The sequence below is a fragment of the Chitinophaga filiformis genome, assembly GCF_900102545.1.
GTDB classification, from domain to species: domain Bacteria; phylum Bacteroidota; class Bacteroidia; order Chitinophagales; family Chitinophagaceae; genus Chitinophaga; species Chitinophaga filiformis.
This window is the reverse complement of the sequence record NZ_FNBN01000001.1, coordinates 574,466-590,550: the sequence shown is the minus strand read 5'-3', so window position 1 is coordinate 590,550 and position 16,085 is coordinate 574,466. Positions and strand designations below refer to the sequence as shown.

Genomic DNA, 16,085 nt, shown 5'->3' with positions numbered 1-16,085 from the left:
TTTAAGCGGCTATTTCAGGAACCTCCTTGTAATTTTGCAAAAGGATGGGCATATACAACATAGTATAACCAGGACGGGTCTCCTGTTTTTTTGATAGCCAGTCTTGCATACCTGGCGGCTTCAGCTACCGTATAATTTTCAAACAGATACTGGTAGAAATGAGCCGCAAATTTTGTGGCCTGTGCATCATTTATCGCAAAGGTAGAACCGATAAAACACGACGCGCCAGCACGAAGGAAAGCTCTAGCCCAGCCACCAACTGCCGTTAGTCCGGGGCCGGTTTTACCGGAATAACAAGAATTAAGGAAAACAAAAGGACTCGCTTGACCGAGGTTGGAGGTATCACCACTCAGATACTCCGGGGTTATTTCTCCATCTTCCAGTTTTATTCCAGACTTATTAGCTTGTTCGTGTGATTTGCCATGGCCGATAAAAATGATGGCATTATATTTTCCTGATTTGAACATGGCAGTCACTTCAGATATGGTGGCTTTTATATCAGTAGCATTCATTTGGCTATGTTTTTCTGCTAGTTGGAACAATATTCCTTTTTCAACCTGGGCGTAGGGCAAATTGCTCTTCGGTGTTATAATAGCAGTGTTCTCCAGGGAAAGCGTATCCTTCAATTCATTAAAAGAATATCGGACAAGATTAAACGATTCGCACAAAAAGGGGGCATTCTGGACGATGCCATTTGTGTCTTTGCCCCACATTTTGCAAAATTCCCAGGCAATTACATCATCAAATGAATCAATAATAATAAGGGTAGATACCTTATTCTTTAGTTTCCAGATTAATTTCCTCAGGCCAAGTGGGAATAGTTCCTCATAATAATGCATTCCCATCCGTTGCATGTACTCTTCCTTGTAGCTGTCGGAATCCGGGCTTTTTCCTAAATCCAATATGCTGGAATAATAATATGCTTGAATGTCAGTAAGCAGATGTACTGTTTTAAAGTTTATAATGGTACTTTCTTGCTGACTAATACGGTATTTAGCAGAGAACTTTAGTTTATCACATTCGCCTTTCCATTTTGTTACTGTTATTTCAAGATAGTTATCCCGTTTAGAGCTGGAAGCTGGTGGCCTCGAGCTGCCGGCCCCCGGGCTGGTTCCTTTATCACCAGATGCTCCGAAGTTCAGTCCACTTGTGCTATCATTTATTGGTCCATTGCCGTCTGCAAATGCCGCCAAAGGAGGGGGCTTCATCCCGTTGTTTATGATTTCGATAATAGATGCAATAGTAGCAGGGTCCTGGAGGAAATCTTCATGGTGCGTGGCTGTACATTCATGGCCGGTAGGAATATCCCGTTTGTTAGTAACTGAATAAACAACCTTTCCGGAATGTCCATAGCCCTCTAAAAAAGAATGGACAGACGTGGTAATGTTGGCATGATTAATAGAAGGCGCCCGCCTAATACGCTCCAATCCAAGTATAGGCGCACCAGGGTAATATTTATCCTCCAGCAGTCCGGAAATCAGATAAAGAGGAGATTGGGTATACACTCCTTCAACAAATACATCCATTTGCTCATATTGGTCTCTCATGGTAAACATTCTAAAACGGTCGTGTAATGAGCGCACCTTCATAATACTATCTTCAAATAGTTTAAATGTGCAGGCTGGCGCAAGCAAGATAATATTCTCTATTTTGATGACGTCAGATCTTAACCTGGTAACGGCTTTAATAAATTCGCAACCTGTGATGGCTCCTACAGAATGACACACTACATTGATGCTGATTTGACCATGTTTTGTTCCGAAATCTTCCAGTTGTCTCAGGAAATCGCCTCCTTGCTTATCATTTTTGCTATTTTTTCTGTCCGTTTGCCAGAAAGGTTCAGCTCTTTTCTTTACTTCATCCAAAATAGTTATGCCGCATTTTTCAGGATACAGTTGGCGCAGGATCTCCTCTGTTATAATTGATGTAAAATCAGCTTTTGCGCCATGTAGATAGCGTTCGAGAACAGATATTGAAATATCACACATTTCACCCAAAAGATCTTCCACCTTTTGGATATGATCTCTGTCAGTTTGGAGGAGTGATGGCAGTAAATTCTTGTTGTAAGATGACAGAATACTTGTATCAAAGTCTTTATCTGCGGCTATTGCTTTCTTCAAAATCGTTATAATAGCCTTTTTTGCTTGAAGGGGGATGCCATCACTAAATTCCTGGTTAAGTTGCATTTCCACACCCTTAAATGGAGCTTTCAGTTTTAGTTCGGCTTTGACTTCTTTAAAAGTATATGTTTTACGGATTGCTTTGTTCCCTTTAATTAGAATAGCATCCATACATCTGCAGCAAGCCGCTGTCACTTGTAACTGGATCGCTTTAAAGACCGGGGTGTTATGTAGGGCTTTAATGTTCTCCCTGAGGGCCGCTATTACATTTTTTTCAAATTTGAATTCAATCGGTACCGTGTTTGTTTGAACCGCTATTTCCTTCACATAGTTTATGGGGGAATTTATACTTGGGATATGTTCTGGTTCATTAGCAAAAAAAACAGTAATTGTGTTGGGCTGGTTTTTATGTAATGTTGCAAGAATAGAAGCATAACTATTGCCGGTTAATGCAGGGGATTTTATATTAGCAGGCGTTGACAATTCCATATTGCCTAATATTATATTAGCCATAGCAGTTTTTTTTAATGAATTTATTGCTCGGGTAAGCGCATGTCTCTCCCCACCACTTAATATATTAATGGTGTTACAGGTTATTCCTACTTTAATAAAGGTTTTAAATCCTTTTAATTGAAGTTATTCGAGTATTATAACAAACTATGGGATACCTTGATTTATTCGCTCTAATAGTTGGCTGCCTTTTAGCTAATATAAAAAAGCTTTTCTCTTTTTTTATCGACTTGTTATTCTGATTGTTATTTATTAGTATAGTATTTAGGCTTAAATTATAATCTTCGGTTTGATTGCTAACTGCTGATTGTTTATTCTCAAAATTCGTTTGAATAGATGCTTTGATTAACCTAATTGGAACTCTCGATAATTGATATTTACTAAGATATTTGCTTTCAATAACTGTATTGTCCTTCCTGATGCTATTATTTTTACTAGTTAAATCACTAACGTTACTAATTTCCTTATTTTCATTACCTATACTATTCTCACTAACTCTCCTGGTTTCACTAACTAAATCACTAATTCTGTAGATTTCTTCACCTTCATTAATTAGATTATGTTTTCTAACTCTACTTCTACTAATCCCAATTTCATTAATTATACTAATCTCACTAACTCTGCCAATTCCACTAAGCCAATCCTTAATTCTACTAACTTCACTACGTTTACTTACCGTACTATTTCCTCTAACTCTACTAATTCTACTACCCCAATTTCTAATTCTACTAACCTCATTGCTTTTATTAACTATACTAATCTTTCTAACTCCATCAAGTTCACTAACCCAATTACTAATTTTACTACTTCTACTAACTTCACTATGTTTACTAACTGTATTATTCCCCCTAACCCAACTAATTTTACTTGTACAAACACTAGTTATACTAACTTTATTACTTTCATTAACTACATTAATCTCTCTAGCTTTACTATTTCTACTAATCCAACCACTAATTCGATTAATTTCAACACACTCACTACGTCTATTATCTCTCTTAATACCGGTAATAGCACTAACTAATGTGCTAATTCTACTAATTTCAGTTACCCGATTAGCTAAATTAATCTGGAGGTCAGATTTTTGCGCTTCTGCCCTCGGCGCAGCGATAGCTGCTTCCCCTTTCGAATTTGTCAATTTTTCAAAACGATTAGACTGGTCACCTGTTCGATATGAATTAACATGTTTACAAACAGGTACAGCAAATGCGTTCCCAGGTCCCGCAATTGCGAGGAGAACAAAGATTAGAATGGACATCAATGTTACTTGATTCATGATGTTGTATATTGATTGAATTAATATTGAAAGTTGCTCGCTGACATGGATATTATATACCCAATAGGAGAAGGTTGCAGTAAACATAAAAAGGTAACACTGGAATTGAAAATTCCAACGGAAAATAATTAGAGGCTGATAGAGTGGATAGTTATACTTCGGGTTGTATGGTGTTTCTTGTAGTAACTTAATACAGGTTACTGACGGATTACAAAATCCAGTTTAACACATTTAGCTCAGGAAAGTATAACTTTCTAGCGCATACTATCTCAATTAGTACGTCAGCGTAATAAGATTTTTAAACTATCCTCATAAGCGTTGCAATATCCTTACTGAGTGAGGGCGGTATTGTTCCGGCTTCGCTATTATATAATATAATAGGAAAATATCACTTTGATCCAGTAATTCTCGATAATGAGCTTAGGATTCACTAATATAGTCGTAGCAAGAATCATAAAAGTACTCATAATAGAAAGGAAATTTTTTAAGCAGATGGTATTGAGGGTGTAGGGCGATTCGTTGAAAATGTTATAAATTCATAATATAAGTCCTGTACTTCTGGCCCAGGACTTATCCAGTACTTACAGAATAGCCGTTACACACGATGTAACAACAATACAAGACGCCTCAGGTATTGTATACGTCAAGCTGGTATTTGCAGTATTCCTTAACGTAATAGTAGATGGTCCGCCTGCTCGTGGCGTCGAGATCCATGTAGTAGTTATTTCAAAGCACTCAGTAGTAAAAAAAGACACCGGATTCGTTGATGTACAGAACGGTACTGTTGACGAATACACACTCCCGCCTATCGTAATAGAATTTGTATATCTCCATGCCGGGTTAGCGTTAAACTTAAAAGCTTTAAAGGCGAAAGTGCCTCCAACAGCCCCCATCAAGGTGATCATAAAAAGAAGAATTCTTGCTTTTCTCATAGCTTTCTGCTAAATCTACTTGAATGCCTTAGGTATCCGGTTAGGACTAATATAAATTCCTTAGTAGCAAGAGATAAAAGTTTGTCAGCGCCGCATCCACCCCGGCATGGGTTTGCCTTTCAAATAATAATCAAAGAACTCCTCCTGCTTAATACTAAAATCCAGCTGACATCCCGGATCAAACAGTACATGCCCTTCTCCCTGATACTCCAACAGCCATACCGGCTTTTTCAGTCGCCGTAGCGCGGTAAACAAAGCCACCGATTGTGAAAATGGTACCGCACCGTCTTCCTTGTTGTGCATCATCAATAAAGGCGTGCTGATTTGCGGGGCAAATAGTATAGGAGAGGTCCGCATATACAGATCGGGATTATCCCAGGGGGCTACTCCCTGGTTCAGCTGTCCCAGTTCTGATATATAATGGTAACTCCTACCTCCAAATCCCAGTCCACCATGGAGACCGAACAGCTCCGACGGCCCGGCAGACGATTGTGCCGCAGCAAAGAGATTTGAATGTGCAATAATGTAGTTCGTTTCATATCCGCCGAAGCTATGTCCCTGCAGGCCCATTTTCTTTGTATTCACATAAGGTCGGGTAGATAGATATTGGGCTGCCGAGACGAGGGTATTAAGAATAGCTGGCCCACTCTGACCAGTGGGACGATAGATGTCAGGAACGAAGACGAGATATCCGTTACTGACATACCAGGCGATGGTTAAATTGCCATTACTCAGCCTTACCTTCGGAAAGAGATGGAGTTCATTACTTCGTCGTTCGTAGTAATTGAATATAACAGGGTATTGCCTGCTGCTGTCAAAATCTTCCGGTTTGTACAATATGCCGGTTCCGGTAATACCTCCGGGCATGGGCCAATGAACCAGTTCCGCCCTCAGCCAGTTGTAAGCCTGCTGGGGTTGAATATCGGAGAGTGGTTTGAAGGTTGTAAAATCAGTCGTAGTGACGAGATTCGGCGCCTGGGTGGTAGTTTGCCGCTGCAGGATATAGATACCTGCTTTCTTCGCTTTCAGGGGAGCAGGCGGCTCGAAAACAACCAGGGCAGGGAAATGATATACAGCAGGTTCCATCACGGTTGGAATGGGTGAGTGATTAATACCAGCTTTAATGTGCATAAAGCCATTATATTTATTGCTATCGAGACAAGTGAGCAGTAGGGGATCATTTTCCCGGAGTGTCAATAACTGTTCAGCATATACGACCCGGAGTATTGTCTGATACCGCTGGCCATAATGATCGCTAATATTCTGGGGCGGCGTTCTGGCCGCCGGATCTAACTGCCATATATCAAATTCATCATAGATCAGCAGTCGCTGATCGCCCGACAGCCAGCCGGCGGCTCCATAAGGCCGTATCTCATCGCGACAAATATGTGTATTGGTCAAAATCGTAGGAACATCCACGGAGATATTTTTAATATTCCCTGTACTGATTTCATAAGTAAAATAGTGTTGAGTAGCAAGATCAAACCAGCTGACGTAGTGTTCTGCAGGGGATAATGCCACGCTAAACACCTGTTGGGGAGAAGGTATTACGTGCTTACGTGTGCCATTTGTCAGCGAGATAAGATCATAACTTCTCACCTGCTTCGCATCCCAGAAGCCGTCTTCTTCATTCACCACGTTCGATACCAGCGCATATTGATTCCCTGGCTGCCCCGATAAGGTAGTATCCGCATTTTCAAGTTGAATAACAGTACCTCCAGATACGGGAACAACTGCTGAAAAGGGACCATAGGGATCAGGAGGTACCTGGGAATGCAGGCGGACATCCCGGTAATCCCAGAGGCTGAGCTTCTCTGTTATTTGCGTAGTATCCCTCGCCGGAGGCGTCCGTTCTTTGGTTACCTTCAGGAATAATAGTTTATCATCCTGGCTAAACTGAAGTGGCATGGGGAGTAGTGAAGTTCCATGCCTTAATCCTGCCAGCTGGATTTGTTGCGCGCTATCCATTCCTTTCCTGAAATAATGAATATGACTACTATCAGTAAAGGCAATGGCAGTATCTGCATGATTAAAAGTAATGTTGTCAATTTTATGGCTGATAGCGATCACGCCGGATTGCCCCCTCTCTGGCTCCATCCACACCAGGCTATCCTGAGTATAATATACCAACACATCTCCCCCTTTATTAAATGTATAAGTAGTAACAGGTGAATAGTAATGTTCCTCCTTAGTATGCAGATTCTTAAGCAGCAGCGTATCTGCCAGTTTTGCGACCAGCCATCTACCATTGCCGGCAACTGTATAACTGCTGATCCCCTGCGTATAATCTATGGTCGATGTGCCTAATGTCAGTACACCGAGACCTTTGGGTGAATTGAATACCAGGTGTTGATTATCCGCCGTAAAAACCGCCTCCCATACACCCGTGAATAATTTGCAGTAGCTGCCATGAATGGAACGCACCACCAGCGTCATGCCGGTAAGCTCGGATCCATAAGTGTACCAGACATATTTGCCATTGTCAGAAATCTGATAGTTTAACAGCATTTCCCAGCCTTTGTAAGTGAAGTTGTTGATAGGAGGCTTCTGGGCGTTTACGAGTGAAATATAAAAGCAGAAAAGAATGGTAATTGTGTATCTCATAATATTTGGAGTCTCTTTAAAATAGGCTATAAATGTTATGGAATGCTTAGTAGATAAGGAATATCCAGGTACAATATTTATACCTATCTCCTAAGTCTTTTGCTATGGAAACAGATAACTTTGGAGAAAGTGGAACGTTTGAGAAGCCCTCTGACTAACCGATTTTGCTGATCATCCCAGACCACCCGACATAACATTGAAGCGTAGCTAATTACTCCCAGACAAACTTTTCTTTTCTATAATAAGTCATTGCCGGCCGGCATAATGGAGTCGCCGAAAACCATCGAAAAGAGTAGGCACTTAGCAAATGATTAAACCCTTGTTTTATGAAAAAAGGCAGAATTATTCTCGCCCTGGTCGCCTTGATGGCTATTGCCGGTGGAGCGCTGGCATTCAAGGCCATGCGGTTTACCAATGATCAGGTCTTTTATCCTACAACGATCATTTATGTTACAATAGGTGGTGTTACGTATTACACCACAGGGAATCTTTGTACGACCGGTGACCTGTGGATTTCAGACGTGGGCACTCCTGCTGTAGTCTGGCATCTGCTCACAATGCCGACAACAACACGCACGTTGAAGCAATGGCCTTCAGGTCCGTTGACGACTACATTACTGTTTTATCCATGTGTGCAAATAAACACAAAGGTAACGAGTGATATTTAGTATTATTAATGAGAGTCTTATCTGAGAAGGTAAGACTCCTTTTTTTTGATGATACTGATCAGTTGCATTTTCCTGGACATATATAGTCCTGAGCAATAACGTAAAAAATGATCCCTGTGTGAATGTTGGTCGACATGAGCCAAAACAGGATGTAGTAATTGCAATAGGCTATCTCCTAAGTCTGCGCGGTATCTCCAAAGTGATCCATAAGAGATAAGAGTAATTTGGAAGAGATGCATTTATGAATCGGAAAGAGCAGACACATTGAGAATGACTAAACCACTTATTATGAAAAAAGCTAAAATTCTACTGGTACTTATCCTCGTATGCTCCATGACCGGAGGCCTGCTGGCTTTTAAAATAAGCAGATTCACCTCAGAGCCGGTCTTTACGCCAACCTCTATCGTATATGAAACTGTTGGTAACAAGATCTACTACACAACCGGCAGTTTATGTACAACCACTCCATGGTACATCACCACAAATCCCGGTAGCCTGTCCCACGTTTATTACCTGGTTACCAGCCAGCCGATCGGCGTGAAAACATTACAGGCTGTTTCCGGAACGGAAACAATCACCCGCCAATTTTATTGGTGCACGACTACGATAACGAATATCACAACAGCTATGTAAGACTTGTATGTCGGGGAACTTTCCTGTATTGAACAATGCAGGAGAGTTCCCACTCTTACCAGGTATTTACTTTCCTCATTTCGGCTACACTGATCTTCACCACCTTCCTGTCATACGTCATAAACCCATTCTCCTCCGCCTCCACATCATAAGGCTGTGTATATATTGCGGCAGATAATCCCTGTCGCTCATATAATTTCAGTCTTCCCATCATATACTTATATCGTTCTGCAAATCTCGCCGGACTTACCTCTACATATCCCCAGCCTGTTTTAGGCGCCCACTGATGCCCGGGAGTGATCACCCGTACACCGCCCCATTCTCCCAATACCCGCGCTTTACCTGGCAATGCCGGTGCTATATACGGACCAGGATAATAATGCACATCTGTCACATCACTGCTGATCCATCGGTCGCGAATAGGAGTATCGCTGTACACATCCAGGTTCTCTCCCGAATGGCCGTTAATGATACGCGAAGGATCGGCCTGTTTCATCCACTCTGTAAGGCGTTTCTGATCATACTTTCCCCATCCCTCGTTGAACAGTATCCACATCACAATAGAAGGGAAATTGTGCAGCTGGTAAAGGTTCTCATTATTCTCCTGTTCAAACTGGGAAGTAGAGTAGTAGTCCTCATCCGCACAAGGCACCATATCCTGCCATACCAACATACCTAAGCGATCCGCATGATAATACCAGCGGTCGGGTTCCAGTTTCACATGCTTGCGGATAGTATTAAATCCCATATCCTTCATCATCCTGATATCAAAGGCCAGTGCGGAATCAGTGGGAGCGGTGTACAAGCCATCCGGCCAGTAGCCCTGATCAAGTACGCCCAGTTGAAAGGTATATTTATTATTGAGGAACAAGCGTGGTATACCTGCACTATCCTGTTGTACTGCTATCTTCCGCATCCCGAAATAACTGGTCACAGAATCCACAACATGTCCATGCCTTCGTAGCCTGATCTTCATATGATAAAGAAAAGGATCCGCAGGGCTCCAGAGATGTGCAAAGGGAACACCAAGGTCCAGCATCCTGCCTGCCGGACCGGAAGTACTGGCAACAGCCTGTGTGCCTGCATAGGCAATCGCCTCGACCACGCTGCCTGTAGTATCAGTAGTATTGACCCGCAGATTGAGGCAGTTGGCATCAATATCAGGCGTCATAAAGAGGTCAGTGATATAAGAAGGCGGCACTGTTTCCATCCAGACCGTCTGCCAGATACCACTGACTGCTGTATACAGGATCTTCCGCGGGCGTAAGCTTTGTTTACCACAGGGATTAGGCCCCAGGTTGGAAGGATCGAGCACGCTCACAACCAGTTCATTATTCCCTTCCTGCAGGGAGGCGGTAACATCAAAAGAGAAATGCTGATACCCGCCCATATGTCTGCCTAACAGTTTACCATTGAGAAAGACAGCGGCCCGCCAATCTACCGCGCCAAAATGCAGCAGTACACGTTTTCCGCCATGCGTATCCGGCTTTTTGATAGTGCGTTTATACCAAAGCCGCTGTGTAGGTAACAGCGCCCGCTGCACACCGGAAAGCGCCGACTCGATAGGAAATGGAACCAGTATCTCACCGTCAAACTGTAATGGCATACCCTCATCCCAACGGGTAATAGCATATTCCCATAATCCGTTCAGGTTTTGCCATTCAGAACGCACCATCTGCGGACGAGGATATTCCGGTAAAACATTGTCGGGAGAAACATCAGCTGCCCAGCGGGTTTGGATAGGGACAGGCTTCATGGACCATCTGCCAGAAAACCAATCGCCCTCACCAGTGGCAAGGGCGATCTGAAAATAGGGGAAGCATAGGGTAACAAACAAAAGCGTGCTTTTAAACGGTTTCATGTACCTGGGTTAATAAGTTAAATGGGGAACACAAATAATGTGATGAGAAAACAATTAATTGGCATTTTACAATTGGTATATGTTGCGATATATTGGAAATGGTAACATTGTAAGAAAAGTGGTCCCGGCTAGAAAGCCAGGACGTTGTTTTCCTCAATATACCATTAAATGTTCTTGTCGTATAATAGGTCGTTATGGCAACGAAAACGAATAATATTGTTCTTTCTGTATTAAAGTTACGTCATGATAGAATGGGGGTGTTTAGGAGTTAAATGATGAACTTTGGAAAGAGAGAATATCAATTAGGAATTAATACTGCTGTTCTTTCTCAGTTCACGCGGACTCATGGAGAAACGCTTCTTTACTGCATAGGAGAAGCTGGAGTAATCGGTATACCCGAATTCTTCAGCAAGGTCCTGCAGGGGCACAGCAGTCTCGGTGAGCTTGCGGTAAATGATACGCATACGCGCATTCTGGAAGAAGTCGTATACGGTAATACCGTGGCGGCTCCGGAAGATCTCTTCCAGCTTCTTTTCATTCGTACCGGCAAATCTTGCCAATTGTTTGAGGGTAGGAGGCGATGGTTGCTGCAGATGTTTCAGCAAATGAACCTCCGTTTTCTGGCCCCTTTCATGGTCGGCCGCACTCAGGCCGTTGGCATCTGTAAGGTAACGTGAAAGCATATCAAGTGATTCAATGATGAGTTCTCCGGTTTTCTGTTCTCTGTATTTTTCGCTGGCTGCCTTAGGTAACTGGCGTTCGGTAATATCCTGTATAATATTGCGAAGGCGTTCATGGGCAATCATATGCTGATCCAGGAGGGTAATGGTATTTTCATTGTCGAGCTTCTTTAAGAGGTCTTGTACAACCGGGAAACTTTCCTGGTAACTTTTCAGGTCGTCCACCGGGATCTGGATGTCCAAAGCAATGTATATTCCCGCTGCCTTGAAGCGTACCACGTGACGGAGCCTTGAAGCTACCACTATATTCATCTGGTGCTGAAATGTCTCACTCTCGTGACTGTTCAGCTCATAAAACATATTACCCTTTAATGTATGGTGCAGCAGCAGATCGTCCACATTTCCTTTTACTTTGAATGCTGTCGGTTTATTAATGATATAATGACTCACCCATGCATTGTAACTATGATTCGCCACCTGCTGGAACAGGATACAGCCAAAGCTGTCACTCGCCGCATAAAACGGCTTGGTGCCTTGCAGCGCGTAGCTGGAAAAGGCGTCAGGCATACCGGGGGTAAACAGGATCGGCTGCCCGATGTGGGTTGAAATGGACAATGGTAGGGTCATCGTACTACCAAATTAGAACACAGTACTGCAACTGCATTACCAGTCTCATAATTTCTTTTTTTTCCGTTTTGCGTAAATACTTTTCCCTTTTTGTCTCAGGTATCAATTCCAGCATCCCGACCTTCGCGCATTAGCCCGGTAAGGCAACTCCATGCGAACTCATAGGAACCAGTCCCTGCCATAGGCTACACTTTCAATCTCTGATACCATGGGGAACGATATTCAAACAAACGCTAAGAAAAAAGGAAAATCCTGGGGAAAGAAACTGAACGCCTGGCTGCACCTGTGGTTGGGCCTGACCTCCGGCATCATTGTGCTGATCGTAAGCATCACCGGTTGCATCTTCGTATTCCAGAAAGAGATCACCGAATGGGTACATCACGATGAGTTGTTCGTGACCGCCCGGCATACGCCTGTACTGCCCCTGAGCGTACTGCAGGAGAAGGCACAGACAGCTTTAGGAAAAGAGTTCCCTGTACGCAGCGTCTTTACCTACAGATCCCCTGATCGTGCCTGGGAGTTCCTGACCTATGCTGAGGGCAATGAAAACGCCCTTACTATCTTCGGATCTACCGCTTATTATAAAGCTGCCTATGTAGACCCCTACACCGGCAATGTAACGGCAGTGCGGGATCTGAAAACTGATTTCTTCGTGATCGTTAAATACCTGCACTGGAGCTTACTCCTGAATACAAAATATGGTCAGCCAATAGTCGGATGGGCTACTTTCATCTTCGTCATCCTCCTGATCACAGGCCTGATACTCTGGTGGCCGAAGAAATGGACAAAGAAATCCCGTGAACAAAGCTTCCGGATAAAATGGTCTGGCAATTTCAAACGCGTGAACTACGATCTCCATAATGTACTCGGTTTTTATTCATTGTTAATAGCCCTGGTATTAGCCCTGACGGGAATGGTATGGGCCTTTAAATGGTTCCAGGCTACCGTCTATGTGGTAGCCTCCCGTAGCATTACACCTCCTCAGCATAAAGAAGTGAAATCAGATACTTTAGCACTGCCATTGGCTGGCAGCAATCCGTTGGACGTGGCTTATACCACTGCCGTACAACAGTTTCCCCAGGCAAAACGCATAGGCGTATTTGCCACAAGGAATAGCAATACAGCCACCATCCGGATGTCGGCCTATTGGGGAAAGGAAACCTATTATAATCGCGACGACCTGCAGTTTGACAAGCACACAGGTAAACTGCTGGCACATGAAACGGCGAAAGACAGAAACGCAGGAGAGCAACTGATCGGTATGAACTACGATATCCACGTAGGTGCCATTGCCGGCCTGCCGGGTAAGATCCTGGCTTTCTTTGCGAGCCTGATCTGCGCCAGTCTGCCTGTTACCGGCTTCCTGGTATGGTGGAATAAGGGGAAAAAGCAGGAGAAGAAAAGCAAATTGCATCATCAGAAAAGAAAACAAGGGGAAACAACGCTTTATGTGACCGATGGAGTTGGATTAACGACAAATATTCCTCCCATCCGGAATAACTGATAACTATTAAAATAGCGATATGAAAAGCGGCTCCTTAACGGGCCGCTTTTCTTTTGTTCGTGTTCTTATTGGGGTTAAGTCGTGGGGTGACAGGCCGTATCGTGACAGGCAACTCCCGAGCATTGAAAGCGGTAGTGATAATCTTCCTGACTGCTCTTTTGTCGCACCTGTCGAAATATGCTTGTATGAATGCTGCGTCCATAATAGTATGATTGAATGTGATGAATTGTTGTATGGGGCATTGTGTTAAGTCAAAGGTAGCTTGGTGGCAAGGCCGCTACAACGGGAAATAGCAGGGATATAGGGAGGGGATTTTTCCCGGGGGATAAGCAGGAATCCCCATATTTTGTATGGATGTGTTGTAATTCGGCAGTGGAAATTTATATTGCTCTTATCAATAACCTCACAATACCCCCACAATATGAAAAAGAGCACTTATTTATTGAGCATTATCCTACTATTTTTCTTTGGTCTGATAGCTTGTCAGCAGCACGCTAATACCGCGCAAAATGCCGCAGCGACAACAGCCCCTGTCCCTGATATCGAAACGACGATTAAACTGCTTTGTGAACAGTTTTCGAAATCAAGTAAGGATACAGGGATTGAATGGAACTATAGCGATGCCCTATTATGTTTTCGTGAATACGACACAGTATTGGATCAATATTGTTTCCTGCATGACTCTGTAAGGATGAATCGCGAAAATCTTCCCGGTCAACTAAATACCACTACCAGCCGTTCCAGGCGCCTGATGCCTAAATTCCGCCTGATCACCCGATCGGAAGCATTCCTGGGAACAAATATGGTATGTTGGCTGGCAAATCATAGTCAATTAAAAGAAGATACAACGGATGTGGTAACTGAGCTTAGAATGGGAATTTATACAGAGGCTTTTTTTAAGAGCGCAGACTCGCTGTGCAAAAAAGTGTCGGAGAAAGAACAGAAAGAGAAAATCGGCAGAGTAACAGTGTTCGTTGTACCCTACACCAAGAGTGGCAACAAACGAGTTGATCCGCCAGTCGTCTACGACTTCGGAGGACTACAACCTTAAAATAAAAACGGTTGTATCAATTACTTCATTGATACAACCGTTTTTATTTCCTCTGAAGCTAGCCACCTAACCATCAATAGCGACAGCGGAAGTAGCACGAGGTTTCAGGTGGGAATGGCGGGCCTTCGGCTCTCCGGTGACACGACCGGTGCTGCCCAATCTATATCCAGCCCCTATTCGCTTGATAACGCTAAATCGACATCCGGAGAGGCGCCGACCGCCATCCCATGCTGAAACCGAAGCTACTTAGCGTGAAACACCAATAACGTTCCAGAGAGGCGCCGACCTGAAACCGAAGCTACTTAGCGGTAAAAGAACCCGAAGCCACTTAGCGTAAATGGATTAATCCTGCACCACTGTATCAAACACCTGTACCTTCTGCTGTAATTCCTCTACCGGTATCCTCGCAAGATCAGCCGCCTTCTCTATATCAATGATGCCTTCCGCGACTAATCTGTATACCATTCTATCAAAGCGCTGCGCCTTCTCCTCACCTATATAATTCCCCAGATCTGTTTCATCAGCATTATCAACAAGCAATTTAAAAAACGCATTGGCATTTTTACGGTCAATGATCCCTTTGAAAACTGCCTGTTGCATAATAGCCCGCAACGGTAATCCATACTGCTCTTTGATACAGATCAATTCCCCAGGAGCGATAGCCATTCGTTTGCTGCCTAAAAGTGTCTCCAAAGCATTCCCCGGTAACAACATCGCTGCCGCGAAGATCTCACAGATCTTATGCCTGTCTGTATCTACAGGAATCTTCCGCTTGTCTGTATCGGTAGTGATCTTCAGTAAGAGCTGCCCCAGTTCATACATCGCTGCAAACCGTTTAATAGCGGTAGGACGGTCTTTATGCAGTACTATCACAGGCACCTTTCCTACATAAGTACTCAAGCCCTCAAAATAGTCCGGCGATGATACCTGGATCACACGCACACCTTTCTCCTCCAGCATTTCGGTCACATTATGAAGAGCGCCATTTCCAAGGCCCCATTTACTCAGCAGTTTGGCGGCAACATCCGCAGCTGCCTGTTCATCAGGTACGGGGAAGGGCTTTATGGGATTGGTGAATTTAGACCGGATATTGAGCAGGGCTTCTGCCTGCAGATAATGCTCCAGTAGATCTTTTACCTTTTCTTTGATGCTCTCCGACTGTTTGGCGGATAAGTCGCCTTTGCGGGGAATTTCAAATTCCGGTAGGTTGAACACCGGCTGGCTTTCAAAATAGGTGGGTTTTACGCCCAATGCGCCTGAGAGAAGCAGTAATATTTTACGGGAAGGCATCATTACCCCTGCTTCATATTTGCTTAGGGCCTGCTTGCTTACCGTATGAGAAGTCTTGCTAACGAGTTCCTGCAGAGACCAGCCTTTGATCTTGCGCGCCGCTTTTAATCTCTCTCCGAAATGTTGCATAAATTAAATTTTAAGGGGGCATCGATCTATTGTTGTCGGGTGGAGCTCATAGGAGCCGTTTCTCTATAACGTGTCATTTGCTAACAGAACGATTAACCGGTTTGGCGGCAAACTTATAATTATTTGTTCAAAGAGCGAACATCCTATACAGTGAATATGCAATAAGGACAGGTTGAGAATAATTTGAATATCTTTAAGGA

The 16,085-nt window shown here is 43.5% G+C and carries 10 protein-coding genes; 4 read left to right on the top strand and 6 right to left on the bottom strand.

Going from position 1 to position 16,085, the window contains the following annotated elements; all coding sequences use genetic code 11:
• Positions 1-14: 14 nt before the first annotated feature.
• From BLR32_RS02420 to BLR32_RS02410, 3 genes are all read right to left on the bottom strand, one after another.
• Positions 15-2,633, bottom strand: a complete 2,619-nt coding sequence (locus tag BLR32_RS02420; protein WP_089828644.1) for a CHAT domain-containing protein — start codon at positions 2,631-2,633, stop codon at positions 15-17.
• A gap of 103 nt (positions 2,634-2,736) precedes the next feature.
• Positions 2,737-3,906: a hypothetical protein gene (locus BLR32_RS02415; RefSeq protein WP_143011334.1), complete on the bottom strand. Its 1,170-nt coding sequence runs from the start codon at positions 3,904-3,906 to the stop codon at positions 2,737-2,739.
• 1,016 nt (positions 3,907-4,922) lie between these two features.
• Entirely contained in the window at positions 4,923-7,442 is a 2,520-nt protein-coding gene (locus BLR32_RS02410) for an alpha/beta hydrolase family protein (RefSeq protein WP_089828642.1), read from the bottom strand.
• Positions 7,443-7,768: 326 nt separating this feature from the next.
• Between BLR32_RS02410 and BLR32_RS02405 the strand changes: the two genes are divergently transcribed.
• On the top strand, positions 7,769-8,110 hold the full coding sequence (locus BLR32_RS02405) for a hypothetical protein (RefSeq protein WP_089828641.1): 342 nt from the start codon (positions 7,769-7,771) through the stop codon (positions 8,108-8,110).
• A 288-nt stretch (positions 8,111-8,398) separates the two neighbouring features.
• Positions 8,399-8,743: a hypothetical protein gene (locus BLR32_RS02400; protein ID WP_143011333.1), complete on the top strand. Its 345-nt coding sequence runs from the start codon at positions 8,399-8,401 to the stop codon at positions 8,741-8,743.
• A gap of 55 nt (positions 8,744-8,798) precedes the next feature.
• Here BLR32_RS02400 and BLR32_RS02395 read toward each other — a convergent pair whose 3' ends face one another.
• Positions 8,799-10,604 carry a glycoside hydrolase family 2 protein gene (locus BLR32_RS02395; protein WP_089828639.1) on the bottom strand — a complete coding sequence of 602 codons (1,806 nt, stop codon included), beginning with the start codon at positions 10,602-10,604 and terminating at the stop codon, positions 8,799-8,801.
• 302 nt (positions 10,605-10,906) lie between these two features.
• Entirely contained in the window at positions 10,907-11,911 is a 1,005-nt protein-coding gene (locus BLR32_RS02390; protein WP_089828638.1) for a helix-turn-helix domain-containing protein, read from the bottom strand.
• 208 nt (positions 11,912-12,119) lie between these two features.
• Here BLR32_RS02390 and BLR32_RS02385 point away from each other — a divergent pair, with 208 nt between their 5' ends.
• Positions 12,120-13,415, top strand: coding sequence for a PepSY-associated TM helix domain-containing protein (locus BLR32_RS02385; RefSeq protein ID WP_089828637.1), 1,296 nt, complete (start codon positions 12,120-12,122; stop codon positions 13,413-13,415).
• Positions 13,416-13,836: 421 nt separating this feature from the next.
• Complete coding sequence (locus BLR32_RS02380) at positions 13,837-14,466, top strand: hypothetical protein (RefSeq protein ID WP_089828636.1); 630 nt, start codon at positions 13,837-13,839, stop codon at positions 14,464-14,466.
• A 342-nt stretch (positions 14,467-14,808) separates the two neighbouring features.
• On the opposite strand, the gene BLR32_RS02375 is transcribed toward BLR32_RS02380, so the two are convergent.
• Entirely contained in the window at positions 14,809-15,885 is a 1,077-nt protein-coding gene (locus BLR32_RS02375) for an XRE family transcriptional regulator (protein WP_089828635.1), read from the bottom strand.
• Positions 15,886-16,085: the final 200 nt, after the last annotated feature.